Raw genomic sequence first — 26482 nt, 5'->3', positions numbered from 1 at the left:
CTTGTACAGCCTATAAGGTTAACCGACGATTTGGCCCTGTCAGCCATAAACCGGCAACGATTTCATCGCGCTGCGTCAGGGTTTCGCACTGAACGCGAATTTTGTCCCACAAAGACTGTATTCGCACGAGGCAAGCTGGTAGAATCTTGCGCCATCACTACGTAACGAGCGCCGCATAACAACGGCGCTTATTTGCACAAATCCATTGACAAAAGAAGGCTGAAAGGGCATATTCCTCGGCCTTTGAATTGTCCACATAGATCATATTTGGGAGTTGGACCTTGGCTAATATCAAATCAGCTAAGAAGCGTGCCGTTCAGTCTGAAAAGGCCCGTAAGCACAACGCAAGCCGTCGCTCTATGATGCGTACTTTCGTTAAGAAAGTGTACGCAGCGATTGAAGCTGGCGACAAAGCTGCTGCACAGAAAGCATTTAACGAAATGCAACCAATCGTGGATCGTCAGGCTGCTAAAGGTCTGATCCACAAAAACAAAGCTGCTCGTCATAAAGCTAACCTGGCTGCACAGATCAGCAAACTGGCTTAATCGCCATTCGCTGTCGCTTGTTGCAAGCAGCTTGTTAAAAAAACCCGCTTATGCGGGTTTTTTTATGTCTGCTGATTTATTTTGGCGGCACAAACAGCGCCGAATAGTCACGATTGCAGATGCGCTGCACCGCCGGATGCTGAATCATTCGCTCTGCGAAAATCGCGTGATACTCCTCCATCACGTTATCCATGCGCCCTATCTCCACAATATTCTCATCCTCGTAAAAATCGTGCGCGTAGAGGCTTGGCGCAACAAACACAGCGTTATGCGCCGCGCCGAAGGCTTTCATCAGCGCCGCGTCGTCAAACTCGCCGAGAATTTCCACCTTCAGACCCTGCGAGTGGATCCAGTTCAGTAATTTACGCCCAAGCATGGAACGACGCCCGGGTATCAGTAACCGGCGCTCTTCAAGACACGCCGGGAACGGCTTTGTCGGCGCCGGACTCTGACACCAGAAGCTCACGCTACACTCGCCAATTTTGACGGAAAACAGGCCCGCCTGCTGCGTGGAGTCGATGGGGCAATCGGAGATAATCATATCGAGCTTATGCTGGCTCAGTTGCTCAAGCAGCATCTCGTGCGTCGATTCAAAACAGCGCAGGTGGATTTGCTCATCTTCCACCACCGCCGCGTCGAGCACGCCGCTGACGAGCCTTTTCGAAAGGGCGTCCGCCACGCCGACATCAAACAATAAGTGAGATTCTTTGCGATAGTTGATGATGTCCAGCATCTCCTGGCTTAGGGTGAACATGCGATCGGCATAACGAAACACCAGTTGCCCCAGTTCGCTCGGCTCAAGCCCTCTTCCCTTACGCTTAAACAGTTTGCCCTGTAGCCTCTCCTCCAGCGCTTTTATCTGTCCGGTAATGGTTTGCGGCGTAAGGTAGAGCGCCTCGGCTGCACCGACGACCGAGCCCTCCTTACAAACCTGCCAGAAGTAATATAAGTGGTTGTAATTGATATGAGACATAAGCGCGTTCTCTGTGGAGTCCCTGAGGCAAAGCGGCCTTCACTCCGAAAGGCCGCATGATAAACCAGACGTTAAGGTGCCCGTGATAAATGGCTGCGCAGGAGCGCATAGCCGATGACCGCAGCCAGTAATGAACCGACCAGAATGCCAAGCTTAGCCCAGGTCACCAGGGCTGCGTCGACATCACCAAAAGCCAGCGACGCGATGAAAATGGACATCGTAAAGCCGATACCACACAGCACGCCGACGGCCAGAATCGTCTTCTGGCTGACGCCCGGCGGGAGTGTTGCCCACTTAAGCTTTACCGCCAGCGCGCAGAACAGGCTGATGCCGAGCGGCTTACCGATAAACAAACCGGCGATAATGCCAAGCGGCAGCAGCGACGCCAGGCCCGCCAGCGTGACGCCATCCAGCGAAACGCCTGCGTTCGCGAACGCAAACAGCGGCAGGATGAGAAAACCCACCCACGGGTGTAGCGCATGCTCAAGCGTGCCTGCGGGCGAATGTCCCTTCTGCGCTTTAAGCGGTACGAAAAAGCCGATAATGACGCCCGCAAGCGTGGCATGGACACCCGATTTCAGCACCGCCGTCCAGAGCACGACGCCTACCAGAATATAAACCCCGACGCGGCGCACGTTGCAGAGATTAAGCACTGCCAGTACAGCGATAGCGCCAGCTGCCACCATCAGCGACACCATCGACAGCGAACTGGTATAGAACAGCGCAATAATCACAATCGCGCCCAGATCGTCGATGATAGCCAGCGCCATCAGGAAAATTTTCAGCGCGGGCGGCACACGGCTACCGAGCAGCGCCAGAATCCCCAGGGCGAACGCGATATCCGTCGCCGCCGGAATAGCCCAGCCCGCGCGGGTTATCGGATCCTGAAAATTGAACGCCAGATAGAGCGCGGCAGGCAACACCATCCCGCCCAGCGCGGCAATCACCGGCAGCGACGCCTGTCGACGGCTGGCGAGCGAGCCCTGTACCAGTTCACGCTTCACCTCAAGCCCCACCAGCAGGAAGAACACGGCCATCAGCGCGTCGTTCACCCATAGCAGCATGTTCTTTTTAATCTCCAGCGCCCCGAATTTTAATTCTACCGGCGTACTGAGAAAGCCGGTGTAGAGCTCTTGCGTGGCGTTGAGGTTTGCCAGAAGCATGGCCAGCGCAGCGGCGGCGATCAGCACGATGCCGCCTGCTGCGTCACTTTTAAAGAAACGTTCTACTTTTTTTATCATCATTGTCTACCCAGAATTATAGAGTCACGTAGTCACTGACTTACACCAAGTATAAGGATAGCGGCCTTTATCCATCGGAAAAGCAGTTTATTCTGGGCATACAGATCGTTTAAAACGAATTATTGGAAATGACATCGGGTAAATGGCAGGCAAAAAAAGCCCCGGTAATCCATCCCCGGGGCCAGAGGTCCGCTCAAACACGGGCAGAGCGGCAAATATCATCGTGACGTTGACGACTCAATAGGTTCCGATATCTGTCCAGACCTGATAAGGCCCGCAGTTGAGATCGGGCTGCTCGCCCTGCGAATACCAGTTCACCTGATAGTTATGGCCTTTCCAGCTGACTTTCTCGAAAGATCCCCATTTCGCCCCGTAAATCGTGCCGGCATCCCAGAGCGGATACGGCGCGCTGCCGGTATCCGGGGTCGGGGTGGGCGTCGGCGTGGGGGTCGGGTCCGGTGTCGGCTCAGGCGTCGGTTGTGGCACCGGAGTATCGCCGCCCGCGGGTGCATTACCCGGCACGGCAGTGACAACAAAGCGCTGCTGTGACGAAGGCTCATTTTTGGTGTCGCGCACAAACAGCGTGAACTGGTAATCGGTGCTCTGGGTAACGACAGGCACGTCAAACTCAATCACGGCGGCGCTCTTATCCGCGACGGTAATCGTCCCTGGCACGCCCCAGCTAAAGCTCAGCGCGTCGTTGTCGTCATCATGCGACGCCTCGCCGGAGAGCTGAATGCGCGAACCGCCGACCACCCGCAACTGGATAGCCGCCACGGGCGCATGGTTGACTGTCGGTTGCGGCTCGCTATCACCGCCGCTGTTATCCGGCTCAGCAACATTGATGCCTTCGAAGTAGAACGGCTTCATATCGATGGTCTGGGTCTGGATTTCATAACCTAACCCTTCGCGTGCGGCATTCACCAGCACGCCGTTATCCTGGTCAATCGTCCAGGTAAATAACCCGCCGAGGTTACGCGACGCGGCATACTGGCCTTTCGCTTTTACCGAGCGCGGCGTGTCGAGCGACATAAACAGCTTGCTTTGCGGGTTATAGAGATAATCCGCGTTAGCGACTTTATCGGTATAGACGTTAAAGCCGTTGCGCCCTTTCTGATTTTCCAGATCCAGATAGTTATAAATGGTGTCGTACCATTCGGTACTCCCGGATTCAAAACTCCCGGTCGTGGTGCCGTTGCCCGGAGAATAAGACCCTTTCAGCGGGGAGAAGCTCTCAATAACCGCATTGCGGGCGTTACGGGTATAGCCTGCGTAACCAATATTGATACGATCGGACGGGAAGCCTTCGGCAATCAGGTAATCCACAACCGCCTCAATACTCCAGCCACCCGCGGTGAGCGGCGTCAGGTTGGTGTGGTGTGTCAGCGTATCCGCCCACGGGGTGCCGAAGAAGTCATAGGTCATGACGTTAATGGCGTAGAGACCCGCGTCCAGCAGCGCTTTGACATTGGAATACTCAAGCGTAGAGACAACCGCTGAGCTGGCGATCGAGATTTTCACATCGCTGCGCCCTGCCGCGCTGAGCTGCTTTTTCATCTCAGCGATAAGCAACGCGTAATTCGCGCCATCTTCCGGGCCATGCGGGTTGCCGTTGCCTTCGGCGTTTGGATATTCCCAGTCGATATCCACTTCGCTAAACATCGGGAATTGTTTGAACAGCTTCACCACGCCGGCGGCGAACGTTTTGCGCGATGAGTCGGTTTTCGACATCTCGTGGAAACCGTTACTCATGGTCCAGCCACCGATACTCATCGACAACACCAGGGTGTGTCCCTGCTGTTTCGCTTTTTGCTGGAGATCGCGCAGGCCGCCCAGCAGCCCTTTGGTTGTCGCCTGGGTTACCGTGGCCGGGTCGATATCCCAGCCGCTGGTGGTGTGACCGCAGTTTTCATAAGACTGAAAATCCCCCCACGGATCGAGGAAAGTGGGTTCGTTGGTGTTTTTGTTGGTCTGGCGAGCCGCGTTTTCAATGGTGTATTGCTTTTCGCCTTTATCGCCAACAATACCGAGGAAACCAAAAACGATTTTGTCATACGCAGTAGGCGAGACCTTCGCCAGATCATAGCCGCGACCCCGGTTAGCGGGGCTGTCATCCCCCTGCAGGCGTCCATCGTATTGCGACCAGTCAGTATAATAACCAAATACTTTTGGTTTATTAGCAGCCTTATATTTGTTATATACCGGTTTCGCCACGCGGGCTGAAGTATAACTGTATTTTTCAGTTTCGCTTGCTGGATTAAAACCATCGGCAGCATTACTGGTTTCCGTCAGGCTATCGCCCTGAATTAATTTACTTGTAGCCATGTTTATTTTCCTTCGTGAAAAGTGAGTGCAGTACTTTCTGCGCTAACTATCATGATCGGCCAGTTTCTATTCCTCCAGTCACAACCAATAAAAATGATTTTAAAAAACAACAATGATTTAAAGAGCGCTTTCAAAAGAACAAACAAAACCCATCTTTTTCATTTTTTATCACTGTATTCAAACAGTTGAAACTCAATATATCATACATTAAAGATTAAACTGCCGTTAATTCCAACTTAAAAGAGATTTAAAAAGCCAGGGGAATCGTGATCCGTATTAGCGTTTCGCTAAATAACAACGCATTTTTTATTCTATTCTGTGGAAATTAATAAACTGCCTCCCTACTCTTAAAGGCGCCAGAGAACCTCCGGCCATATATTCGTATCTGTTCACAGGTGATATATGAAAAGTTATCTGATTAACCACAATTGTATTTTTACTGAGGCTAATAACGAATTAAAAAATACCGATAACGCATGCGTCATCAAAATGACGTCCATGCGGGCACGATGCTTAAGTTTTATTATTGAAAACGCCAAAAATGGTGTGATTGAAAAGCAACAAATCGCCGCTTTCTTATGGGGCAACCGGGGACAATTCATCAGCGATGCCAACCTGACGCAGGTGCTGTACTTGCTGCGCCGGGATCTGCGCGCGCTCGGCATTAATGACCTCTTTGTCACCATTCCTAAGCTTGGCATCAAAGTGAATGATGATGTGCCGGTCGACATCCTGACCGAAGAAAAAAAGAAAAAGCCAAAACGCGCGCTCTGGACCGCGGCGGTGTTTGCCGTGTTCATCCTCTGTGTCCTGACGCTTTTAACTCTGACGGATGTAAGTAACCCATAAACTCTGTTGCGAGGAATCACTATGAATCCTGTTATCGACGGTATTCTGAATATTGAAGGCAGTTATGTGGATAATCCGGCCGATCGGGGAGGCCCGACAAAATGGGGTATTACCGAGAAAACGGCAAGAGCGCACGGCTACAAAGGGAATATGCGGGATCTGAGCCGCGATGAGGCGTACCGCATACTGGAGCAAGATTACTGGACAGCGCCGGGGTTTGACCAGGTCGCACAATACTCGCTGCCTGTCGCGTTTGAGCTATGCGAAGCGGGGACGAATATCGGGCCTTCGGTGCCTGCCCGATGGCTGCAGCGCTGGCTGAACGTATTCAACAATCAACAAGCGTTTTATCACGATTTGACCGTGGACGGCGTTATCGGAAGAAACACCCTGAATGCGTTGAAAACGTATCTGGATAAGCGTGGCAAAGAGGGCGAGAGCGTGCTGGTTAAGGCGCTTAACTGTACGCAAGGCGATTACTATCTGGAGATTACGGAAAAACGCGAGGCAAACGAGGCGTTCATCTATGGCTGGCTGCGTGAAAGAGTCACGCTCTCCTGACTGGCCTGAAAAAAAGCCCGCTTATCACAGCGGGCTTTTTGTTGTGCTTATTTTAGCAACGAGGCGCCACTCAGGAAGTTTTTCACTTTCTCGCTCAGCACCCGCAATATCGGCGTGGCAAACACCCCACCGAGCCCTGCGACCATCAGCACCATATTAAAACTCATGTTGCGGTCAATAGCCGCCACGCTCAACAGAAAAGCGGTAAAGCAGGAAATCGCTATCTGAGCCAGACAATCCATAATATCTTTATGGGTGTCATTTCTTTCACGCTTCATCAGATAACTGACAAAGCCCCCCCACCCTCCGATTGCAATAATCGTTAATAAGATCTCCAGTTCAACCAGAACCAGTTTAGGGGCGGCGACATGAGCTGCAATAGACATAATAAACCTCGGTAATAAGTAGACGATAAATAATTACGCCGTCTGGCGATGCGATAAAGTTAGCAATCTAACCAGTAGGTCGCTAATCATTTAATCTCATGCCCGGTCTTCATCGTTTCTTTGACGCACCGATGTTTTTTTTACCGATTTTTTTTAGCCAGTGATTTACGTGTCTGTGAAAGGCTATTTACGATAATTGATAAGAGTTTGCAGCATTGCAATAACATCTCTTATCTGATCGCGTTGCGGGTTATGACGATACCAGTAGGCATAAATCTTAATTATTTCAAACTCTATGGCGTCAGGAAGATCGATTAATGCAATCCGATACCGTCCCTGCGACTGAAAAAAACGCGCTATCTTTTCCGGTAATATCGCTATCATAGATGAGTTTTCAATAATACTTAATAACCCATTTATTGATTCTGTATTATACCCAACTGAAAAATGGCTATTAAAAAAAGAGAAGGATTCATTGTTTGTGATTTCTTTTTTTAGTCTTGGTGTTATCGCGTAAGGATAATAAATGGCATGCCGGGAGGTAAAAAGATTAGCGAGCGTTAACTGCTGTAGTTCACAAAGCGGATTCTGAACGTGACAGACGGCGGTATAAGTACGGTATTGATCAAGAATGATCTGCTCAATATCGGGATCGCTGAAATAATGTGTGCTTATCAGCAGATCGCCCTTTCCGTTTCTTATGTCGCTGATTTTGTTTGAGGAATCTTTCCCTGAGACTGATGAGCAATGCAGCCGAAAACGCTCAAACATTTCCATATCAAACAGTTGCGAAATGTAGTACTGCTCGCTGATATCGTCACCCATAATTTTCATTTCACACCAGGGCGATATCCTGGCGTCATGATCAAAGGTGGCGTCAATCATATCCAGCACCTTACTATAGGCGCGGTGAATTTCGTGCGCACGCGGTGTTGGCATCAGACCTTCGCGAGTACGAATAAAAAGTTCTTCGTTATAGGTTTGCTGGAGACGTTGAATAGCAAGCGTAATGGCGGCAGGAGTGACCTGAAGTTGACGGGAAGCACGAGTGGCATTGCCCGCGGTGATCACCGCATCAAGGACTTTGATTAGATTATAATCAAATTCTTTGACACCATTCTTCTTCTTCATCTCACAGAGTGTCCTGGCGCCGGTAGGGGAAGGTACAAAATATAAGCTTCGACGGCTGCTGGCAAAATCAATTTATATCTTCTACAACGTCCTTATCTAAAATGGCGGCGCAAGCCACACTATTTGTTCCTGAGCCACCAGACTGGCGCAAGACAATGTTAATATCCGCTTCGCTGTTATTTATTATGATTAAGTAAAAACTGAGTATAAAAAAAGCCTGAAACGGCAAATACCGTTTCAGGCTCATCCATGATTCGTTAAAACCGAAAGGTTAACGGGTCAGGTCGTCAAAGAACTTTTTCACACCGTCGAAAAAGCTTTTAGAGCGTGGGCTGTTCTTTTCGCCAGTCGGTCCGCCAAAGCTTTCCTGCAGCTCCTGAAGCAGCGCTTTCTGACGATCGTTCAGGCCGACCGGGGTTTCCACCACGACACGACACAGTAAATCACCCTGCGCGCCGCCACGGACCGATTTCACGCCTTTACCGCGCATGCGGAACAGCTTACCGGTCTGGGTTTCGCTCGGCACTTTCAGCATCACACGGCCATCCAGCGTCGGAACTTCAATCTCGCCGCCCAGCGCCGCCATCGCAAAGTTGATCGGCACTTCGCAGTAGAGATTGTTACCTTCACGCTCAAAGATCGGGTGCTGTTTCACCTGCACCTGAACGTACAGATCGCCTGCCGGTGCGCCCTGCTCACCCGCTTCGCCTTCACCAGCCAGACGAATGCGATCACCGGTATCCACGCCCGCCGGGATTTTCACCGACAGCGTTTTGGTTTTCTCGATACGCCCGTGACCGTGGCAGCTGTTGCACGGATCTTTAATCAGCGTACCGCGGCCCTGACAGTGCGGACAGGTCTGCTGTACCGCGAAAAAGCCCTGACGCATCTGTACCTGGCCTGCGCCATGACAGGTCGGACAGGTCTGCGGCTGGCTGCCTGGTTTGGCACCGCTGCCGTGGCAAACTTCACACTCTTCCAGCGTCGGGATACGAATTTCTTTCGTCACGCCACGAACCGCTTCTTCGAGCGTCAGCTCCATGTTGTAGCGTAAATCCGCGCCGCGAGAGGCGCGACGGCCGCGTCCACCGCCAAAAATATCGCCGAAGACGTCGCCGAAAATATCGCTGAAGTCAGCGCCATTACCGAAGCCGCCGCCGAAACCGCCGCCGCCCATACCGCCTTGTTCAAAGGCCGCGTGGCCATACTGATCGTAGGCGGCGCGTTTTTGCGCATCGGTGAGGATTTCGTAAGCTTCTTTAATTTCTTTGAATTTGGCTTCGGCCTCTTTATCACCCTGGTTACGGTCCGGGTGAAATTTCATGGCCAGGCGTTTATACGCCTTTTTTATTTCACGCTCGTCCGCCGTTTTCGGGACGCCTAAAATTTCGTAATAGTCTTTCTTCGCCATGTTTTATCTGCCCCTGACATGCGTGCACGGGCGTGGAGAAACTCCTACGCCCGTGCCAGTGTTATCTACCCTGCATCAGGGCGATTATTTTTTGTCTTTTACTTCTTCGAACTCAGCGTCAACGACGTCGTCATCTTTCGCATTGTTCGCAGAAGCGTCAGCGGAGCCCGCCTGCTGCTGAGCATGCTGCTGCTGAGCGATTTCCATCAGCTTCTGGGAAACCTGCGCCAGCGCCTGCATTTTCGCTTCGATATCCGCTTTGTCTTCGCCTTTCAGGGACGCTTCCAGCGCGCTCAGAGCGGATTCGATAGCAGTTTTATCATCAGCCGGCAGTTTGTCGCCTGCTTCTTCAACCTGCTTACGGGTGCTGTGCACCAGGTGATCCGCCTGGTTACGGGTCTGCACCAGCTCTTCGAACTTACGGTCAGCTTCAGCGTTCGCTTCGGCTTCACGCACCATTTTCTGGATTTCTTCTTCGTTCAGACCAGAAGAAGCCTTAATGGTGATTTTCTGTTCTTTACCGCTGTTTTTGTCTTTCGCAGACACGTGCAGAATACCGTCGGCGTCGATGTCAAAGGTGACTTCGATCTGCGGCATACCGCGCGGCGCCGGGTTAATGCCATCCAGGTTGAACTGACCCAGAGACTTGTTATCCGCAGCGCGTTTACGCTCACCCTGCAGCACATGAATAGTCACGGCAGACTGGTTGTCTTCTGCAGTAGAGAACACCTGGCTGTGCTTGGTCGGGATCGTGGTGTTTTTGGTGATGAGCGGGGTCATCACGCCACCCATAGTTTCGATACCCAGAGACAGCGGGGTAACGTCCAGCAGCAGTACGTCTTTCACGTCGCCGGTCAGTACACCACCCTGAACCGCTGCACCGATAGCCACAGCTTCGTCCGGGTTAACGTCTTTACGCGGCTCTTTACCAAAGAACTCAGCCACTTTCTTCTGAACCATCGGCATACGGGTCTGACCACCGACCAGGATAACGTCGTTGATGTCAGAAACCGACAGGCCAGCGTCCTGCAGTGCAACTTTCAGCGGCTCGATAGAACGGTTCACCAGGTCTTCCACCAGGCTTTCCAGTTTCGCGCGAGTCACTTTGATGTTCATGTGTTTCGGACCGGTCGCGTCTGCAGTGATGTACGGCAGGTTCACGTCGGTCTGCTGCGCAGAAGAGAGCTCGATTTTCGCTTTTTCTGCGGCTTCTTTCAGGCGCTGCATCGCCAGCGGGTCGTTACGCAGGTCGATACCCTGATCTTTCTTGAACTCTTCTACCAGATAGTTGATCAGGCGGCTGTCGAAGTCTTCACCACCCAGGTGGGTATCACCGTTGGTTGCCAGAACTTCGAAGGTTTTTTCGCCGTCAACTTCATCGATTTCGATGATGGAGATATCGAACGTACCACCCCCCAGGTCATAGACCGCGATGGTGCGGTTGCCGGTTTCTTTATCAAGACCGTAAGCCAGCGCAGCGGCGGTCGGTTCGTTGATGATACGTTTTACTTCCAGACCCGCGATACGGCCGGCGTCTTTGGTCGCCTGGCGCTGCGCGTCGTTGAAGTAAGCCGGAACGGTAATGACCGCTTCAGTCACCGGCTCGCCCAGGTAATCCTCGGCGGTTTTCTTCATTTTTTTCAGCACTTCCGCGGAGATCTGCGGCGGCGCCATTTTCTGGCCTTTCACATCCAGCCAGGCGTCGCCGTTATCAGCGGAAATGATTTTGTACGGCATGATAGACACGTCGCGCTGAACTTCTTCGTCCTGGAAGCGGCGGCCGATCAGGCGTTTGATCGCAAACAGGGTGTTCTGCGGGTTAGTCACTGCCTGACGTTTAGCCGGCTGACCTACCAGAGTTTCACCATCCTGAGTGTATGCAATGATCGAAGGCGTGGTGCGATCGCCTTCCGCATTTTCCAGCACGCGAGCCTGAGTGCCATCCATAATCGCTACACAAGAGTTGGTTGTACCCAGGTCAATACCAATAATTTTACCCATCTAAACGTCTCCACTAAAAAATCGTCATCATGTGGTATGAACCTGTTATGCGGGCTAACGGTGGGGATTCAACCGTCCACCGCCCTTTTTTTTCAGGCTCATCCTTTGCGGTTGACTACAAGATGGGGTCGGCTTGTCCGCCATCAAGGGGCAATACGCAAAATTTTTTTATTTTCTCCCCTCCGGGATCATAGACGGCGCGAAACGGCCTGATTATGATGCCGCGCCCCGCCACGGAAGATAACGTACGGGGCGTTACTTTTTGCAAATTTTCTTCTTCTTTTGAGGGTTTATGGGCAACATTAAGTTGGCTAATCCGGCCCCCCTGGGGTTAATGGGCTTTGGTATGACTACCATTCTGCTCAATCTGCACAACATCGGGATGTTCCCGCTGGACGGCATTATTCTGGCGATGGGGATTTTCTACGGCGGTATCGCGCAAATTTTTGCCGGTCTGCTGGAATATAAAAAAGGCAATACCTTCGGCTTAACGGCGTTTACGTCCTATGGCTCATTCTGGCTGACGCTGGTCGCTATTCTGCTGCTGCCGAAAATGGGCCTGGCGGACGCGGCCAACGGGCATTTCCTCGGCGTTTACTTAGGCATCTGGGGCGTGTTCACGCTGTTTATGTTCTTTGGCACGCTGGGTGGCGCTCGCATGCTGCAGTTCGTCTTCCTGAGCCTGACGGTGCTGTTCGCGCTGTTGGCCGTCGGTCATCTGATGGATAACGAAAGCATCGTACATATCGCAGGCTGGATTGGTCTGGTGTGCGGCGCGAGTGCTATCTGGCTGGCGATGGGCGAAGTGCTGAACGAACAGTATGGCCGTACCGTACTGCCGATCGGCGAGAAACGCTGATTTACCCGACGTCGTGCCCGCGGGCACGACGTCGCTTCTTTATTATTCCTGCCTGAACTACGGTTGCGCCGCCACCGCGCTCCGGCTCTCAACCTGCCGCTTTCGGCCAAGGCACACGCCAAGCCCAAGCCCCATAACGGAAAGTGCCAGCACGTACCACGCGGGTGCCATCGGCGAGACGCTCATCAGCATCGTCACCGCGACAGGCGTTAACCCACCAAAAATGGCATATGCCACGTTGTAGGAGAACGAAATGCCGGTAAAGCGCACTTCTGCCGGGAACGCGCGCACCATCACGAACGGCACGGCCCCCACTACGCCGACGCACAGCCCCACCAGCCCGTAGAGAAGAAAAAGCTGCTCCGGGTGCGTGCCGGAAAGGTGATAAAACGCCCAGCTGGCAGCCGCCAGCAGCACGCTGCCGACAATAAACGTCCGGCTTGCGCCGAAGCGGTCGGCGGCAAGCCCGGCCAGCAGGCAACCGACGCAGAGCATCATCGTCGCGATGCTGTTAGCCTGTAACGTCACCGCTGGCGCAAAGCCGTACTGCTTTTGCAGCCACACCGGCGACATCAGGATCACAACCACAATCCCCGCCGAGAGCAGCCAGGTCAGCAGCATAGAAATCACCACCGCCTGGCGATGCTTCACCACCACGGCTTTTACCGGCAGCTCCTGCGCCAGCGCCTTGCGCTGCTGCATCTCAAGGAAAATCGGCGTCTCCTGAAGCCAGCGGCGCAGATACATCGCCACCAGGCCAAACGCGCCGCCGAGCAGGAAAGGAATACGCCAGCCGCCGTCATGGATGGCCTGCGCCGTCATGCTGGTGTTAATAATCGTAGCGACCACGGAGCCGAGCAGAATGCCCACCGTCAGACCCGCCGTCAGCGTGCCACAGGCGATACCAATGCGTTTTTCCGGCACATGTTCCGCCACAAACACCCACGCGCCGGGCACCTCGCCGCCAATCGCCGCGCCCTGCAAAATGCGCATCATCAGCAGCAACACCGGTGCGGCGATGCCCATCGCGGCGTAATCCGGCAACAGGCCTATCAGCAGCGTCGGCACCGCCATGAGCAAAATGCTCAGGGTAAACATCTTTTTGCGCCCGACCAGATCGCCGAAGTGGGCCATGATAATGCCGCCAAGCGGCCTTGCCAGATAACCCGCGGCGAAGATCCCAAACGTCTGCACCTGACGCAGCCACTCCGGGATATCCGGCGGGAAGAAAAGCTCTCCCACCACTGCCGCGAAAAAGACGAAGATAATGAAATCGTAGAATTCCAGCGCGCCGCCAAGGGCCGCCAGCGTCAGGGTTTTATAATCCTGACGATTAAGAGGGCGTGTTTGCTGTTCCATAACGAACCGTTTGTAAAGAGGTGGGCGTGAATTAGCTTACTGAAAAAACGTAAACTAAAAGTGACTATATCGTTAAATCACCATCACGCCACGCCCAACGGGCATTTATGCCAGGAACAGCAAATAATTAGTTTTTTACGTCGCGAATTGCGCTTTTTGGACGAAAAGCCGCTACCACGCTGGCGTTAGTCTCAACGTAAGGGCCATCCAGCAGCTGGATGCAGTACGGCACGCTGGCAAATATTCCTGCCACTTTCACTTTTCCCTGCTCATCTTTTAGCCCTTCAAGCGTCTCCTGAATGGATTTTGGCTGGCCGGGAAGATTAAGGATCAGCGCCTGCTTGCGAATGACGCCCACCTGGCGCGACAGAATCGCGGTCGGCACAAAGTTGAGGCTAATCTGGCGCATCTGCTCACCAAAGCCCGGCATTTCACGGTCGGCGATAGCGAGCGTGGCGTCCGGCGTCACATCGCGACGCGCAGGGCCAGTGCCGCCAGTGGTCAGCACCAGGTGGCAGCCCATTTCATCCACCAGTTCGCAGAGCGTCTGTTCGATGAGCGGCTGCTCGTCAGGTACCAGACGTGTCTCCAGCACGAACGGAGTCGTCAGCGCCTGCGTAAGCCACGCTTCGAGCGCCGGAATGCCTTTATCCTGATACACACCGCTGGAAGCGCGGTCAGAAACTGAAACTAAGCCTATGCGTAACGTATCCATATCATTTCCGAAAATCAGTGCAGTTTTGCGAAATGATACACGCCAGCGCGGTTTGCAGACAGGGAGAGAGTGCAAGAAACGTGGCCGGCGGAACCGGCCACGGAGGGATTACAGCAGTTCTTCGACCATTTTTTCCAGTTTTTCCTGGTCAATGGCGAACTTGCGGATACCGTCCGCCAGTTTGTCCACGGCCATCGGATCCTGGTTGTGCTCCCAGAAGAACTGGGATTCGGTCAGACGTGCCGGACGCGCTTTCACCTCGCCGTTGAACGCGAGTTTGCGCTCAACCGCGCCTTCGCTTTCCGCCAGCTCTTTCAGGAGCGCAGGCGCGATGGTGAGACGGTCGCAACCCGCCAGCTCAAGGATTTCGCCGACGTTACGGAAGCTTGCGCCCATTACCACGGTTTCATAGCCGTGCTGTTTATAGTACTGGTAGATTTCCGTCACAGACACCACGCCCGGATCTTCCTGCGGCGCGTATTCTTTCTTGTCGGTGTTCGCTTTGTACCAGTCGAGGATACGGCCCACAAACGGGGAGATCAGATACACGCCCGCTTCAGCACACGCGCGCGCCTGCGCGAAGGAGAACAGCAGCGTCAGGTTACAGTTGATGCCTTCTTTTTCCAGCTGCTCCGCGGCGCGGATGCCCTGCCAGGTGGAAGCCAGTTTGATCAGGATGCGATCGTTGCTGATGCCGGCGTCGTTGTAGAGTTTGATCAGGCGCTTGGCTTTGGCGATGCTGCCTTCAGTGTCATAGGACAGACGCGCGTCCACTTCGGTAGAGATACGGCCAGGGATAAGCTTCAGGATTTCCAGACCGATATTCACTGCCAGTTTGTCGGTGGCGTCCACGACCTGCTGCGCGCGGTCGCTGCTCTGGCTTTTCGCCCAGGTCACCGCATCGTCAATCAGTTTACGGTATTCAGGGATCTGCGCGGCGTTAAGGATCAGAGAAGGGTTAGTCGTGGCATCCTGCGGCTGGTACAGCTTCATTGCCGCGATATCTCCAGTGTCAGCAACCACAGTGGTGAACTGACGAAGGGAGGTCAATTTATCCGTCATGATAGTGTTTCTCTTTTGAACTACGTGTCAGGGAATGTAACCGGTCTGCGGTGATGATATCACGAGACTTTTCGAGCGCAACCGGGGCAATCGCGTCGTTGCCATGTGATAAACTGCTTTTATTTCAGGCTCTGCGCTTTCATGGAAGGCATGTCGGCATCCCCGCCGCAGGCAATAAGGCAGAGTGGCGCTGCGAGGAACAGGCATGTCGGATTTTCTGTTATTTATCAGCGAAATATTATGGGAATCAGCGATGCTGTACCTGCTCGCAGGCGCGGGTCTCTGGTTCTCCTGGCGCACACGGTTTATTCAGTTCCGCTATCTGCGCTTTTTCCCGCGCGCGTTAAGCCGCAGCCTGCGCCCTTCCGGCAGCGGGCTGACGGCGTTCGAAGCGCTCTGCACCAGCATCGCCGCGCGCGTCGGCAGCGGCAATATCGCGGGCGTTGCGCTCGCCATCATCAGCGGCGGGCCGGGTGCCGTGTTCTGGATGTGGGTCGCAGGCCTTATCGGCATGGCCACCTCTTTTGCTGAAAACGCGCTGGGCCAGCTCTATAAAGGGCGAGACAGAGACGGTTATTTTCGCGGCGGGCCCGCCTGGTATATGGAGCGTGGGCTCGGCATGCGCTGGCTGGGCGTGCTGTTTTCCCTCTTTTTAATCTTCACTTTCGGACTTCTCTTTAATGCCGCGCAGGCGGGCGCGCTCTCAAAAGCGCTCAGCAACACCCTCACCCTCTCCCTGCCCGTCAGCAGCGGAGTGCTGGCTTTGTGCCTGCTGCCGATGCTGGTGCTCAGTTTTAACCGTGTGGCGCGCCTGATGCGTTTCGCCGTGCCGCCAATTGCAGGCATCTGGATCATCACGGCGCTGGTAGTGATGGTGATGCATATCGCCGCGCTGCCCGAGATCCTCTGGCTAATCGTTCGCAGCGCTTTTGGCTGGCATGAAGCCGCCGCTGGCGCGGCTGGCTGGACGATAAGCCAGGCGCTGACCAGCGGTTTTCAGCGCGGTATGTTCTCCAACGAAGCAGGGATGGGCGCGTCGCCCAATGCGGCGGCGGCGGCCACCTCATGGCCGCCCCACCCTGCGGCGCAGGGTATCGTGCAGATGATCGGCGTGTTTGTCGACACGCTGGTTATCTGTTCGTCTACCGCGTTTATCGTGCTGCTGGCGTACCCGTCTGCGACAGCGACCGACGGACTGACGCTCGCGCGCGAATCGCTGGGTCTGCTCGCTGGCCCCTGGGCAAAAGATCTGGTGGCAGGCGTGATTGTGCTCTTCGCGTTTATCTCCATCGTCGCCAATTACGCCTATGCCGAAAACAATCTGGTGTTTTTGCGCCGCTATACGCCGCCTTATCGCTGGCTGCTGCGCACGTCAGTCATCGCGATGGTGTTTGCCGGGCCGTTCCTGAATCTGCCGCTGCTGCGCCAGGTCGCCGAAGTGGCGATGGCGTTAATGGCCGTCATGAATCTCACCGCCATTCTGCTGCTCTCGCCGGTCGTGAAGTGCATTGCTGACGACTACCTGCGCCAGCGTAGGCTCGGCTTACGGCCCGTCTTTAACACCGATCGCTACCCGGAGATAGCGCGTCAGGTGGAACCGGAAGTCTGGCGCAGCGCGCCGCTGGATTAAGCGCTTTCAATCGCAGCCATTGGTTCACTTTGCGGCGTTCTTTGGTAGAGTTTCGGGAAAACCAAGAAAGGAAACGTCATGCTGATTCTTATTTCCCCCGCCAAGACGCTGGATTACCAGAGCCCGCTTGCCACAACGCGTTTCACGCAGCCTGAACTGCTCGATCATGCGCAGCAGCTTATTGATGTGGCCCGCCGCTTAACCGACGAAGAGATTGCCAATCTCATGAGTATCAGCAGCAAGCTGGCGTCGCTGAACGCCACTCGTTTTAATGACTGGCAACCGGATTTCACACCGGATAACGCCCGTCAGGCGATTCTGGCGTTTAAAGGTGACGTTTACACAGGCCTGCAGGCGGAAACTTTCAGCGACGCGGATTTCGATTTCGCCCAGCAGCACCTGCGGATGCTTTCCGGGCTTTACGGCGTGCTGCGCCCGCTCGATCTGATGCAGCCGTACCGTCTGGAGATGGGCACGCGGCTCGCCACCCCGAAAGGCAAAGATCTTTACAGCTTCTGGGGCGAGACGATTACCCAAAAACTCAACGAGGCGATCGCCGCTCAGGGCGATAACGTGGTGGTGAATCTGGCGTCAGATGAATATTTCAAAGCGGTGAAGCCTGCGAAACTGAACGCGGAAATCATCAAGCCGGTGTTCCTCGATGAGAAGAACGGCAAGTTTAAAGTCATCAGCTTCTATGCCAAAAAAGCGCGCGGCCTGATGAGCCGTTACATCATTGAACATCGCCTGACAAAACCGGAACAGCTGACGGCGTTCGACAGCGAAGGTTACTTCTTCGACGAAGCGTCATCAGCAGGCAACGAACTGGTCTTTAAGCGCCACGAGCAATAAAAAAGCCGCCTGCGAGACAGGCGGCTTTTCCCTTCATTCAGCCTGCGCCGCTTACGGCGCTTTGCTCATCATCAGTTCACGCAGCGCAGCGAAATCCGCCGGCAGCGAATGCGACAGCAGCGGCAGATCGACGCGTTCGGCAAGCTCCGGCGGGAGTTCCAGCGTTTCGCCAAGCACCGCTTCCACGCTCTCTTTGAATTTCGCCGGATGCGCGGTGCCGAGGAACAGCCCGTACTCGCCAGGGCGTAGCTGATCGCGCAGCGCGCGGTAAGCCACCGCCGCGTGCGGCTCAGAGAGATACCCCAGCTCGCGCAGTTCGCGCATGGTTGCCTTTGTGGTGTCATCGTCGATGGTTGCCACACCCAGCTCGTTAAGACGCCAGATTTTACGGCGGAAGAGTTCTTCCACGCGCGGCCAGTTGTTTGGCTGTGACACATCCATCGCGTTCGAGAGCGTCGCCACCGTCGCATTCGGCAGCCACTCGCCGTGTTGCAGGAAACGCGGCACGGTGTCGTTGGCATTGGTGGCGGCGATAAAGCGCTTCACCGGCAGCCCGGCGGATTTTGCCAGCAGCCCGGCGGTGAGATCGCCGAAGTTGCCGCTCGGCACCGACACCACCAGCTGGTTGCGGGCTTCCTGCGGCAGCTGCGCGACAGCTTCAAAGTAGTAGCAGATCTGCGCCAGCAGGCGGCTGATGTTAATGGAGTTAGCAGAGTTAAGGCCAAGTTTCGCCTTCAGCTCTTCGTCATCAAACGCCTGTTTCACCAGCGCCTGACAGGCGTCGAAATCGCCGTCGATGGCGACGGTTTCAATATTGCCGCCAAGCGTACAGAACAGTTTTTCCTGCAGCGGGCTGATTTTGCCGCGCGGATAGAGAATTACTACCTGCACGTTTTTCAGGCCGTAAAACGCGTGGGCTACTGCCGCGCCCGTGTCGCCGGAGGTTGCAGTCAGAATGGTTACCGGTTTATCGCCGCTGATTTGCGTCAGCATCTGCGCCATAAAACGGCCGCCGAAATCTTTGAACGCCAGCGTCGGGCCGTGGAACAGCTCCAGACAGCCGACATCTTCCGTCACCTGGCTTACCGGCGCCGGGAAGGTGAACGCCTTTTCCACGCGCTGACGCAGCGTGTCCGCCGGAATTTCATCGCCGATATAAGCGGAGAGGATTTTGCTGCTGCGGGAGACAAAATCCATCTCCAGCATTTCGTCGATCTCAGTCAGGCTGAATTCCGGCAAATCATGCGGGAAAAACAGCCCCTGATTTTTACCCAGTCCCTGCGTGACGGCCTGCGCAAAGCTGACCTGCTCGTTATGATCTTTCAGATTATAAAGTTTCATGCGTTATCCCAGTACTCGTGCGCCAGCCGTGTCGAGACGGCAAATATGTACAAAGCCTTCCTGATTTTGCAGATAGTGCTGCTTCAGCCACTCTGCCACCCGCTGCGCGGTGTCGGTTTTATCGCAGACCGCGAACAGCGTCGGGCCGGAGCCGGAGATCCCGCAGGCGAGCGCTCCGGTCTCCAGCGCCGCCTGACGCGCCTCGCTAAAGCCCGGCAGCAGTTTTGTGCGGTAAGGCTCGGCGATGACGTCACGCATCAGTTTAGCGGCAAGCTGCGGCTGGCGCGTATGGCAGGCGTGAATAAAGCCCGCGAGATAGCGCCCGTGGCTGATGCAATCCTGACGGCGATACTGCGCCGGTAAAATCGCCCGCGCCTCGGCGGTAGAGACTTTAATGCCCGGATACGCCATTACCCACAGCCACTCATCAAAGCACGGCACCGGCTGGCTGATAATGTTGTTTTCTTCCAGCATCAGCTGCAGCCCGCCCAGAAAACAGGGCGCGACGTTATCGTAATGAATGCTGCCGGAGATGCGCCCTTCCAGCTCGCCCATCAGCGTCAGCAGGCGGTCATCGCTAAGCGGCTTGCCGCAAAATTCGTTCATCGCCATCAGGCCCGCGACCACCGAACAGGCGCTGGAGCCTAGCCCGGAGCCTATCGGCATATTTTTTTCAAGCGTCATGGCGACCGGCACGGTTTTGCCTATCTCCTGACAAAAACGCTCCCAGCACTGCCAGGCGATATTTTCGCGCGGCTCGGCGGGCAGCTTGCTGACGAAGCGCCCGGTGTTGGTCAGCGAAAATTCCGCCGCCGCTTCCACCGTTACGCAGTCGCCCAACAGCTCGCCATTCACCGGCGATACCGCCGCGCCTAATACGTCAAACCCCACGCTGACGTTGCCAATGGAGGCCGGGGCATACACTTTAACCATCTTAAACTCCTAACTTCCATGACAGGGTGCGCAGCAGATCGGCGAACACGCCCGCCGCCGTGACATCATTACCTGCGCCGTAGCCGCGCAGCACCAGCGGCAGCGGCTGATAGTAACGGCTGTAGAACGCCAGCGCGTTTTCGCCGTTTTTCACTTTATAAAGCGGATCGTTGCCGTCAACGGCGGCGATTTTCACGCGGCAGACGCCATCTTCTTCAATGGTGCCGATATAACGCAGCACTTTGCCTTCATCGCGGGCCTGGGCCACGCGGGCGGCGAACTCGTCGTCCAGTTGCGGCAGGCGCTCCATAAAGCTTTCGGTATCGCCGCTGTCGTCAAAGCTTTCCGGCAGTACCGGCTCAATAACGATATCGCTAAGCTCAAGATGGCGGCCTGTTTCACGCGCCAGGATCAGCAGTTTACGCGCCACATCCATGCCGGAGAGATCGTCGCGCGGATCCGGCTCGGTATAGCCCATTTTGCGCGCGGTGGTGGTTGCTTCAGAGAGGCTCATGCCCTCATCCAGCTTACCGAAGATAAAAGAGAGCGAACCGGAGAGAATGCCCGCGAAGCGTTGCAGCTCATCGCCCGCATTCAACAGGTTTTGCAGGTTTTCGATAACCGGCAGCCCCGCGCCAACGTTGGTGTCGTAGAGGAATTTACGGCGCGACGCGGCGGCGGCGTGGCGCAACTGGTGGTAGTACGCCATCGACGAGGTGTTGGCCTTTTTGTTCGGCGTCACCACGTGGAAGCCTTCGCGCAGGAAGTCGGCGTATTGATCCGCCACCGCCTGGTTGGAGGTACAGTCGACAATCACCGGGTTCAGCAGGTGATACTCTTTCACGAGACGGATCAGGCGCCCAAGGTTAAACGGCTCGTTGGCCTCCTCCAGCGCCGCGCGCCAGTTCTCAAGATCGAGACCGTGAACGTTGGTCAGCAAGGCGCGAGAATTCGCAACACCGCAAACGCGCAGATCGATATGCTTCTGCTTGAGCCACGCCTGCTGGCGCTTAAGCTGCTCCAGCAGCGCGCCGCCAACGCCGCCAACGCCGATGACAAACACTTCGATTACCTGATCGGTGTTAAAGAGCATCTGATGCGTGACGCGCACGCCGGTCGTCGCGTCGTCATTACTCACCACCACAGAGATAGAGCGTTCAGACGAGCCCTGCGCAATCGCCACGATGTTAATGTTGGCGCGGGCGAGCGCCGCGAAGAATTTGGCGGAGATGCCGCGCAGCGTGCGCATGCCGTCGCCCACCACCGAGATAATCGCCAGGCGCTCCATGATGGAGAGCGGCTCCAGCAGCCCTTCTTTCAGCTCCAGATAGAATTCCTCTTCCATTGCCCGCTGCGCGCGGGCGCAGTCGCTTTGCGGCACGCAGAAGCTGATGCTGTACTCGGATGACGACTGGGTGATCAGCACCACCGAGATCCCGGCGCGGGACATGGTCGCGAACACGCGCGCCGCCATCCCCACCATGCCTTTCATGCCGGGGCCGGAGACGTTAAACATCGCCATATTGTTCAGGTTGCTGATGCCTTTCACCGGCAGGCCGTCTTCATCGCTGGACGCGCCAATCAGCGTGCCTGGCGCCTGCGGGTTACCGGTATTTTTAATCAGACAAGGGATCTGGAACTGGGCGATGGGGGTGATAGTGCGGGGGTGAAGAACTTTAGCGCCGAAGTAGGAGAGCTCCATGGCCTCCTGATACGACATCGACTTCAGGAGCCTGGCGTCCGGCACCTGGCGCGGGTCACAGGTATAAACGCCGTCGACGTCGGTCCAGATCTCACAACAGTCGGCGCGCAGACACGCCGCCAGCACCGCGGCGGAGTAATCAGAGCCGTTGCGCCCGAGCACGACCAGCTCTCCTTTGTCGTTCCCGGCGGTAAAACCGGCCATCAGGATCATGTGATCCGCCGGAATTTTGCTGGCCGCGATGCGGCGGGTGGATTCGGTGATATCGACCGTGGATTCAAGGTAATGGCCGACCGCCAGCAGTTTCTCCACCGGATCGATGACCGTCACTTTATGGCCGCGCGCCTCAAGCAGCGCCGACATAATAGCGATCGAAAGCTTTTCGCCGCGGCAGATCAGCGCCGCGTTGATGCTGTCCGGGCACTGGCCGAGCAGGCTGATGCCGTGCAGCACATGTTTAATTTGGGCAAATTCCTGATCCACCAGCGCTTTCATCTGCGCATACGGGAATTCAGGCTGGGCGTCGCTGAGGCCTTTCAGGAGTTCGGCAAAAATACGTTCGGCATCGCTGATATTCGGCAGGGCATCCTGGCCACTGATGGTTTTTTCAATCATCGCCACCAGATGGTTGGTGATTTTTGCGGGGGCAGAAAGAACGGTCGCTACCTGCCCCTGCCTGGCATTGCTCTCCAGAATGTCGGCGACACGCATAAAGCGTTCTGCGTTCGCGACCGATGTACCGCCGAATTTCAACACTCGCATTGTTGTTACCCCTTGATTTTATGCCGAAAAAAAAGCCCGCACTGTTCAGGTGCGGGCTTTTTTCAGTTTTTCCTGTACGCGTCAGCCCGCCCCGTTACCTGTGGTAATGGTGGTGGTAGTAATAATGGTAGTCAGGCTGATGCGAATCATGGATGTTGTGTGCTCTGTACTTTTCTGTTTTCTGTCCTGTATCTCTATTGGTTAAAGTAATCGTCAGGTTAAGTCAACGAATATTTCATTTACGCACCGGCCGAAACTTTCCCCACGGATACCGATAAAAGCCGCACTCACGGCCCGAAAAACCGGCAAACGCCCTGCCTCTTTAGCATTTAATGCTATTCAATGGAGACATGTCAGCATTTCAGCCCACCACTTTTTTTTCGATATCATGCAGCAAACGATGCAGCATTGCGGTGTCGCGCTGCTCAAGCAGCCCGAGACGCTGCTGTAACCAGTCGGCCATTTTGAGGTCGTCTGCCACCCCGAGCGTCGCCAGCAAGGCATCAATACGCAGACGTAACGCTTTCAGCTGTTGCTCATCGGCGGCGGGTGCGACGGCAGGCGCGTTTTGCATCAGTGACGTTAACTGATAGCAGTACACCATCACCGCCTGCCCCAGATTCAGCGACGGATAATCCGCCACCATCGGTACGCCGGTCAGCACATCGGCCAGCGCCAGTTCGTCGTTGGTCAGCCCCGAATCCTCACGGCCAAACACCAGCGCCGTGACCGGCAGCCAGGCCGCTTTCTCTTCAAGCAGCGGCAATAACTGTTGCGGCGTCGCGTAATAATGAAATTTGGCGCGGCTACGCGCCGTGGTGGCGACAGTGAAATCCACATCTTCCAGCGCGGCGGCGAGCGTGTCGTAATGCCTTGTATTATCGAGAATATCGCCCGCGCCGTGGGCAACGCGACGGGCAGCCGGGTCAAGATGAGCTTCACTGGCGACGATCCGCAGTTCGGTAAATCCCATGGTTTTCATCGCGCGCGCGGCGGCACCGACGTTTTCAGGTCTGGCGGGAGACACAAGAATAATGGGCAAACGCATAAGGCTTTTAGTGATCCTGTTGTGGAGGTAAATATCAGCGCGCTAATTAATACGCGTCGCGAATTTACATTTTATATACAATTACAGCATGAAAGTGACGGTAAAAACGATAAATAATAGTTATGAATAATTCCGAAAATCGCGGCTTAATTATGCTTTAAAAGCTGTCTTATGCGGCTGTTTAGCATCAAAAAAAGCCATATAAATTCCGCTTGCTTATCGGATTCACCTTGTTTATTAATTAGGATATGAAATTATCCGTATTGTTATTCAAATGTAACCAAAGTTAGTTCTTCGCTGCGACGATCTCATCAAACTGTTAACGTGCTACAATTGAACTTGATATATGTCAACGAAGAGTAGTTTTATTGGGTGTTGGTATCGTATCATCCTGTTATGTTGCTGTTAAAATGGTTAGGATGACTGCCGTTTTTGACACCGTCGGGTCCAGAGGGAAAAGTACCCACGACCGAGCTAATGATGTTGTTGACGTTGATGGAAAGTGCATCAAGAACGCAATTACGTACTTTAGTCATGTTACGCCGGGCATGTTAATTTATGGCATGCAGAAGGCAGGTCAGGGACTTTTGTACTTCCTGTTTCGATTTAGTTGGCAATTTTTAGGTAGCAAACATGCAGACCCCGCACATTCTTATCGTTGAAGACGAGTTGGTTACACGCAACACGTTAAAAAGTATTTTCGAAGCAGAAGGCTATGATGTCTCTGAAGCCACCGATGGCGCCGAGATGCATCAGATCCTGTCTGATAATGATATCAACCTGGTTATCATGGATATCAACCTGCCGGGTAAAAACGGTCTGCTGCTGGCGCGTGAACTGCGCGAGCAGGCGAACGTCGCGCTGATGTTCCTGACCGGCCGTGATAACGAGGTGGATAAAATCTTAGGCCTTGAAATTGGTGCCGACGATTATATCACCAAGCCGTTTAACCCCCGCGAGCTGACTATTCGCGCCCGCAATCTGCTCTCCCGCACCATGAATCTCGGTACGGTGAGCGAAGAGCGCCGCAGCGTGGAAAGCTACAAGTTCAACGGCTGGGAGCTTGATATCAACAGCCGTTCGCTGATTAGCCCTAACGGTGAGCAGTACAAACTGCCGCGCAGCGAATTCCGCGCGATGCTGCATTTCTGCGAAAACCCGGGCAAGATCCAGACCCGTGCGGAACTGCTGAAGAAAATGACCGGTCGCGAGCTCAAGCCGCATGACCGTACCGTTGATGTGACCATCCGTCGCATTCGTAAACATTTCGAGTCCACGCCGGACACCCCGGAAATCATCGCCACCATTCATGGCGAAGGTTACCGTTTCTGCGGCGATCTGCAGGAATAAGGCGTTTCGGCGCCACGCAAAAAGGGCGGAATTTCCGCCCTTTTTTATTGCCCGCGTTTTACTTCCAGAGCCGGAACTGCTCCTCCTGCGGTGCAGGCGTCAGGCGCTGATAGCGTGGTTTCGCGGGCGTCAGCGCATACCAGTCGATATGGCGCGTCAGCAGCATCACCGCCGTCAGCGCGACGAACAGCAACCCGCTGCCGAGCAACAGCGCGAAATCCTGCGAGCGCAGCAGTTGCCAGAGCACGCCGTCGAGCGCCAGCAGACCACCGGCGAACATCAGGCTGCGCCGCCACCCTTTCAGTACCGCCTGAAGATAGAGCGCGTTCAGCCCCGCTCCTGCAAGGCTTGCGGTAAGCCAGGCCAGGTTAAAGCCGATATGCTCTGAAAATGCCAGCAGCAGCAGATAAAACATCACCAGTGAAAGCCCCACCAGCAGATACTGCACCGGGTGCATCGTAATACCGCTGAGCGTTTCGCAGACGAAAAACGCCATATAGGTGAGCGCTATCAGCAGCACGGCGTATTTCACCGCCCGGTCGGTTAGCTGGTACTGATCCACCGGCGTTGCCACCGTCACGCTAAATGCAGGCAAGTTGCGAAGCGTCACGCTCTGCGCGTCATGAAATTCACTGTCGATATTGTTGGCATACCAGCTGCTGCGCCATTTCGCCGCAAAACCGCTGGCGGAAATCTCCCGCGTCGCCGGCAGGAAATTGCCATAAAAACCCGGATGCGGCCAGTTGCTGATAAGCGACAGCTCGCTGTTGCGGCCCAGCGGCACGACGGAAAACGCGCCGGTGCCGTTTAGCTCCAGCGAAAAACTGACCGTGAGCGTCGGGGCATTCAAAAGTGCCGCAGGTACGATGGCATGCAACCCCTGGCCGCCCTCTTCAAGGCCAGAACCAGGCTCCACCGCCAGCGCCTGTCCGTTGATTTTCAGTTCGCCCACGTTACCGATGCCGCGCGCATCGCCCACCGCCATTACCAGCCGCGCGTCGCCCAGCTGATACTGCGCACCGGGGTTCAGCCCCTGTTCAGGCAGCGTAAAGCGCGCTTCCAGCGCGACATCGCTGTGCCAGATTTGCCCTTCGTAAATGCCGATATGCCGCGGCTCAACCGCCTGCTTTCCCGTGACCACCAGCGACTCCGGCAGCCAGTAGCGAATAAAACTGCGCGTTTTAGTGACCTCTTTGCCCGCTTCCGTCACGGTGGTGATTTCGGTTACCGGAATGGCGATAAGCGGCCCGACCAGCTTCTGCGGCCCGCTGGTGCTCTGCTCAAGCGAGCGGGACACATCGTCGCGATAGTCGGCGCGCTCGCCGATAACCACGCTCAGAATACGCAGTGGAATTAACAGCAGCGCCATACAGCCCAGCAGCGCCAGCCCTTTTAGCATTAGTGGTGATTTCAACATAAGCCTCTCCTCTTCGATGCTGCCAAAGA

The 26482-nt window shown here is 54.9% G+C and carries 24 protein-coding genes, 1 pseudogene and 1 other annotated feature; of the genes and pseudogenes, 7 read left to right on the top strand and 18 right to left on the bottom strand.

The genetic code is table 11. The features are described 5' to 3' along the window. The first annotated feature begins 281 nt into the window (after positions 1–281). Positions 282–545, top strand: a complete 264-nt coding sequence (gene rpsT / locus ACUW6V_RS13115) for a 30S ribosomal protein S20 (protein ID WP_004386260.1) — start codon at positions 282–284, stop codon at positions 543–545. Positions 546–621: 76 nt separating this feature from the next. On the opposite strand, the gene nhaR is transcribed toward rpsT, so the two are convergent. The 3 genes from nhaR to ACUW6V_RS13100 all read right to left on the bottom strand — a co-directional run bounded on the left by nhaR (position 622) and on the right by ACUW6V_RS13100 (position 5084). Beyond that, positions 622–1518 (bottom strand): transcriptional activator NhaR, encoded by an 897-nt coding sequence (gene nhaR / locus ACUW6V_RS13110; RefSeq protein WP_007864137.1) that lies wholly within the window; start codon positions 1516–1518, stop codon positions 622–624. Between the two features lie 71 nt (positions 1519–1589). Then, complete coding sequence (gene nhaA, locus ACUW6V_RS13105) at positions 1590–2762, bottom strand: Na+/H+ antiporter NhaA (RefSeq protein WP_029463875.1); 1173 nt, start codon at positions 2760–2762, stop codon at positions 1590–1592. A 234-nt stretch (positions 2763–2996) separates the two neighbouring features. Next, positions 2997–5084 (bottom strand): glycosyl hydrolase family 18 protein, encoded by a 2088-nt coding sequence (locus tag ACUW6V_RS13100; protein ID WP_454038455.1) that lies wholly within the window; start codon positions 5082–5084, stop codon positions 2997–2999. Positions 5085–5486: 402 nt separating this feature from the next. On the opposite strand from ACUW6V_RS13100, the gene ACUW6V_RS13095 reads away from it, so the two are divergent. After that, entirely contained in the window at positions 5487–5933 is a 447-nt protein-coding gene (locus ACUW6V_RS13095) for a winged helix-turn-helix domain-containing protein (RefSeq protein WP_004386264.1), read from the top strand. A gap of 21 nt (positions 5934–5954) precedes the next feature. Continuing rightward, the gene (locus tag ACUW6V_RS13090; RefSeq protein WP_007864128.1) at positions 5955–6494 is read left to right on the top strand and encodes a glycoside hydrolase family 108 protein; all 540 of its coding nucleotides are present in this window, start codon (positions 5955–5957) and stop codon (positions 6492–6494) included. Between the two features lie 47 nt (positions 6495–6541). On the opposite strand, the gene ACUW6V_RS13085 is transcribed toward ACUW6V_RS13090, so the two are convergent. The 5 genes from ACUW6V_RS13085 to dnaK form a co-directional block, all read right to left on the bottom strand. Further along, complete coding sequence (locus ACUW6V_RS13085; RefSeq protein ID WP_004386265.1) at positions 6542–6880, bottom strand: phage holin family protein; 339 nt, start codon at positions 6878–6880, stop codon at positions 6542–6544. A gap of 183 nt (positions 6881–7063) precedes the next feature. Beyond that, on the bottom strand, positions 7064–8011 hold the full coding sequence (locus ACUW6V_RS13080) for a LysR family transcriptional regulator (protein WP_063264368.1): 948 nt from the start codon (positions 8009–8011) through the stop codon (positions 7064–7066). Between the two features lie 67 nt (positions 8012–8078). Beyond that, positions 8079–8258 (bottom strand): hypothetical protein, encoded by a 180-nt coding sequence (locus ACUW6V_RS13075; RefSeq protein ID WP_004386267.1) that lies wholly within the window; start codon positions 8256–8258, stop codon positions 8079–8081. A 24-nt stretch (positions 8259–8282) separates the two neighbouring features. Continuing rightward, on the bottom strand, positions 8283–9422 hold the full coding sequence (dnaJ, locus tag ACUW6V_RS13070) for a molecular chaperone DnaJ (RefSeq protein ID WP_004386268.1): 1140 nt from the start codon (positions 9420–9422) through the stop codon (positions 8283–8285). Between the two features lie 84 nt (positions 9423–9506). Then, positions 9507–11423, bottom strand: a complete 1917-nt coding sequence (dnaK, locus tag ACUW6V_RS13065) for a molecular chaperone DnaK (RefSeq protein ID WP_004386269.1) — start codon at positions 11421–11423, stop codon at positions 9507–9509. Positions 11424–11715: 292 nt separating this feature from the next. Between dnaK and satP the strand changes: the two genes are divergently transcribed. Next, positions 11716–12282 (top strand): acetate uptake transporter, encoded by a 567-nt coding sequence (satP, locus tag ACUW6V_RS13060; protein WP_012125808.1) that lies wholly within the window; start codon positions 11716–11718, stop codon positions 12280–12282. 57 nt (positions 12283–12339) lie between these two features. Here the strand turns inward: satP and ACUW6V_RS13055 are convergent, their stop codons facing one another. The 3 genes from ACUW6V_RS13055 to tal form a co-directional block, all read right to left on the bottom strand. Next, the gene (locus ACUW6V_RS13055; protein WP_454038454.1) at positions 12340–13641 is read right to left on the bottom strand and encodes an MFS transporter; all 1302 of its coding nucleotides are present in this window, start codon (positions 13639–13641) and stop codon (positions 12340–12342) included. 127 nt (positions 13642–13768) lie between these two features. After that, entirely contained in the window at positions 13769–14356 is a 588-nt protein-coding gene (mog, locus tag ACUW6V_RS13050) for a molybdopterin adenylyltransferase (RefSeq protein WP_012125810.1), read from the bottom strand. A 108-nt stretch (positions 14357–14464) separates the two neighbouring features. Continuing rightward, the gene (tal, locus tag ACUW6V_RS13045; protein ID WP_004386273.1) at positions 14465–15418 is read right to left on the bottom strand and encodes a transaldolase; all 954 of its coding nucleotides are present in this window, start codon (positions 15416–15418) and stop codon (positions 14465–14467) included. 205 nt (positions 15419–15623) lie between these two features. On the opposite strand from tal, the gene ACUW6V_RS13040 reads away from it, so the two are divergent. Together ACUW6V_RS13040 and yaaA are read left to right on the top strand one after the other, a co-directional pair. Continuing rightward, entirely contained in the window at positions 15624–17048 is a 1425-nt protein-coding gene (locus tag ACUW6V_RS13040; protein WP_004386274.1) for an alanine/glycine:cation symporter family protein, read from the top strand. 78 nt (positions 17049–17126) lie between these two features. After that, positions 17127–17900 (top strand): peroxide stress protein YaaA, encoded by a 774-nt coding sequence (gene yaaA / locus ACUW6V_RS13035; protein WP_012125812.1) that lies wholly within the window; start codon positions 17127–17129, stop codon positions 17898–17900. 51 nt (positions 17901–17951) lie between these two features. Here the strand turns inward: yaaA and thrC are convergent, their stop codons facing one another. The 6 genes and pseudogenes from thrC to yjjY form a co-directional block, all read right to left on the bottom strand. Continuing rightward, complete coding sequence (thrC, locus tag ACUW6V_RS13030; protein WP_014729632.1) at positions 17952–19241, bottom strand: threonine synthase; 1290 nt, start codon at positions 19239–19241, stop codon at positions 17952–17954. 3 nt (positions 19242–19244) lie between these two features. Next, complete coding sequence (gene thrB / locus ACUW6V_RS13025; protein ID WP_007781610.1) at positions 19245–20174, bottom strand: homoserine kinase; 930 nt, start codon at positions 20172–20174, stop codon at positions 19245–19247. Position 20175: 1 nt separating this feature from the next. After that, positions 20176–22638, bottom strand: coding sequence for a bifunctional aspartate kinase/homoserine dehydrogenase I (gene thrA, locus ACUW6V_RS13020; RefSeq protein ID WP_454038453.1), 2463 nt, complete (start codon positions 22636–22638; stop codon positions 20176–20178). 25 nt (positions 22639–22663) lie between these two features. Further along, positions 22664–22781: a sequence feature (Thr leader region), on the bottom strand. Further along, positions 22720–22788 carry a thr operon leader peptide gene (gene thrL / locus ACUW6V_RS13015; protein ID WP_071601047.1) on the bottom strand — a complete coding sequence of 23 codons (69 nt, stop codon included), beginning with the start codon at positions 22786–22788 and terminating at the stop codon, positions 22720–22722. It overlaps the preceding feature by 62 nt. 211 nt (positions 22789–22999) lie before the next feature. Continuing rightward, the gene (locus ACUW6V_RS13010; protein ID WP_088277048.1) at positions 23000–23686 is read right to left on the bottom strand and encodes a tRNA/rRNA methyltransferase; all 687 of its coding nucleotides are present in this window, start codon (positions 23684–23686) and stop codon (positions 23000–23002) included. 394 nt (positions 23687–24080) lie between these two features. Beyond that, positions 24081–24222 (bottom strand): annotated as a pseudogene (gene yjjY / locus ACUW6V_RS13005) (YjjY family protein). 97 nt (positions 24223–24319) lie between these two features. On the opposite strand from yjjY, the gene arcA reads away from it, so the two are divergent. Continuing rightward, on the top strand, positions 24320–25036 hold the full coding sequence (gene arcA, locus ACUW6V_RS13000) for a two-component system response regulator ArcA (protein ID WP_007675752.1): 717 nt from the start codon (positions 24320–24322) through the stop codon (positions 25034–25036). A 58-nt stretch (positions 25037–25094) separates the two neighbouring features. Here arcA and creD read toward each other — a convergent pair whose 3' ends face one another. Further along, positions 25095–26453: a cell envelope integrity protein CreD gene (gene creD, locus ACUW6V_RS12995; protein WP_454038452.1), complete on the bottom strand. Its 1359-nt coding sequence runs from the start codon at positions 26451–26453 to the stop codon at positions 25095–25097. Positions 26454–26482: the final 29 nt, after the last annotated feature.

The sequence above is a fragment of the Cronobacter sp. 153480017-3 genome (assembly GCF_053627815.1).
This window is presented reverse-complemented; position numbering and strand designations above follow the sequence as displayed.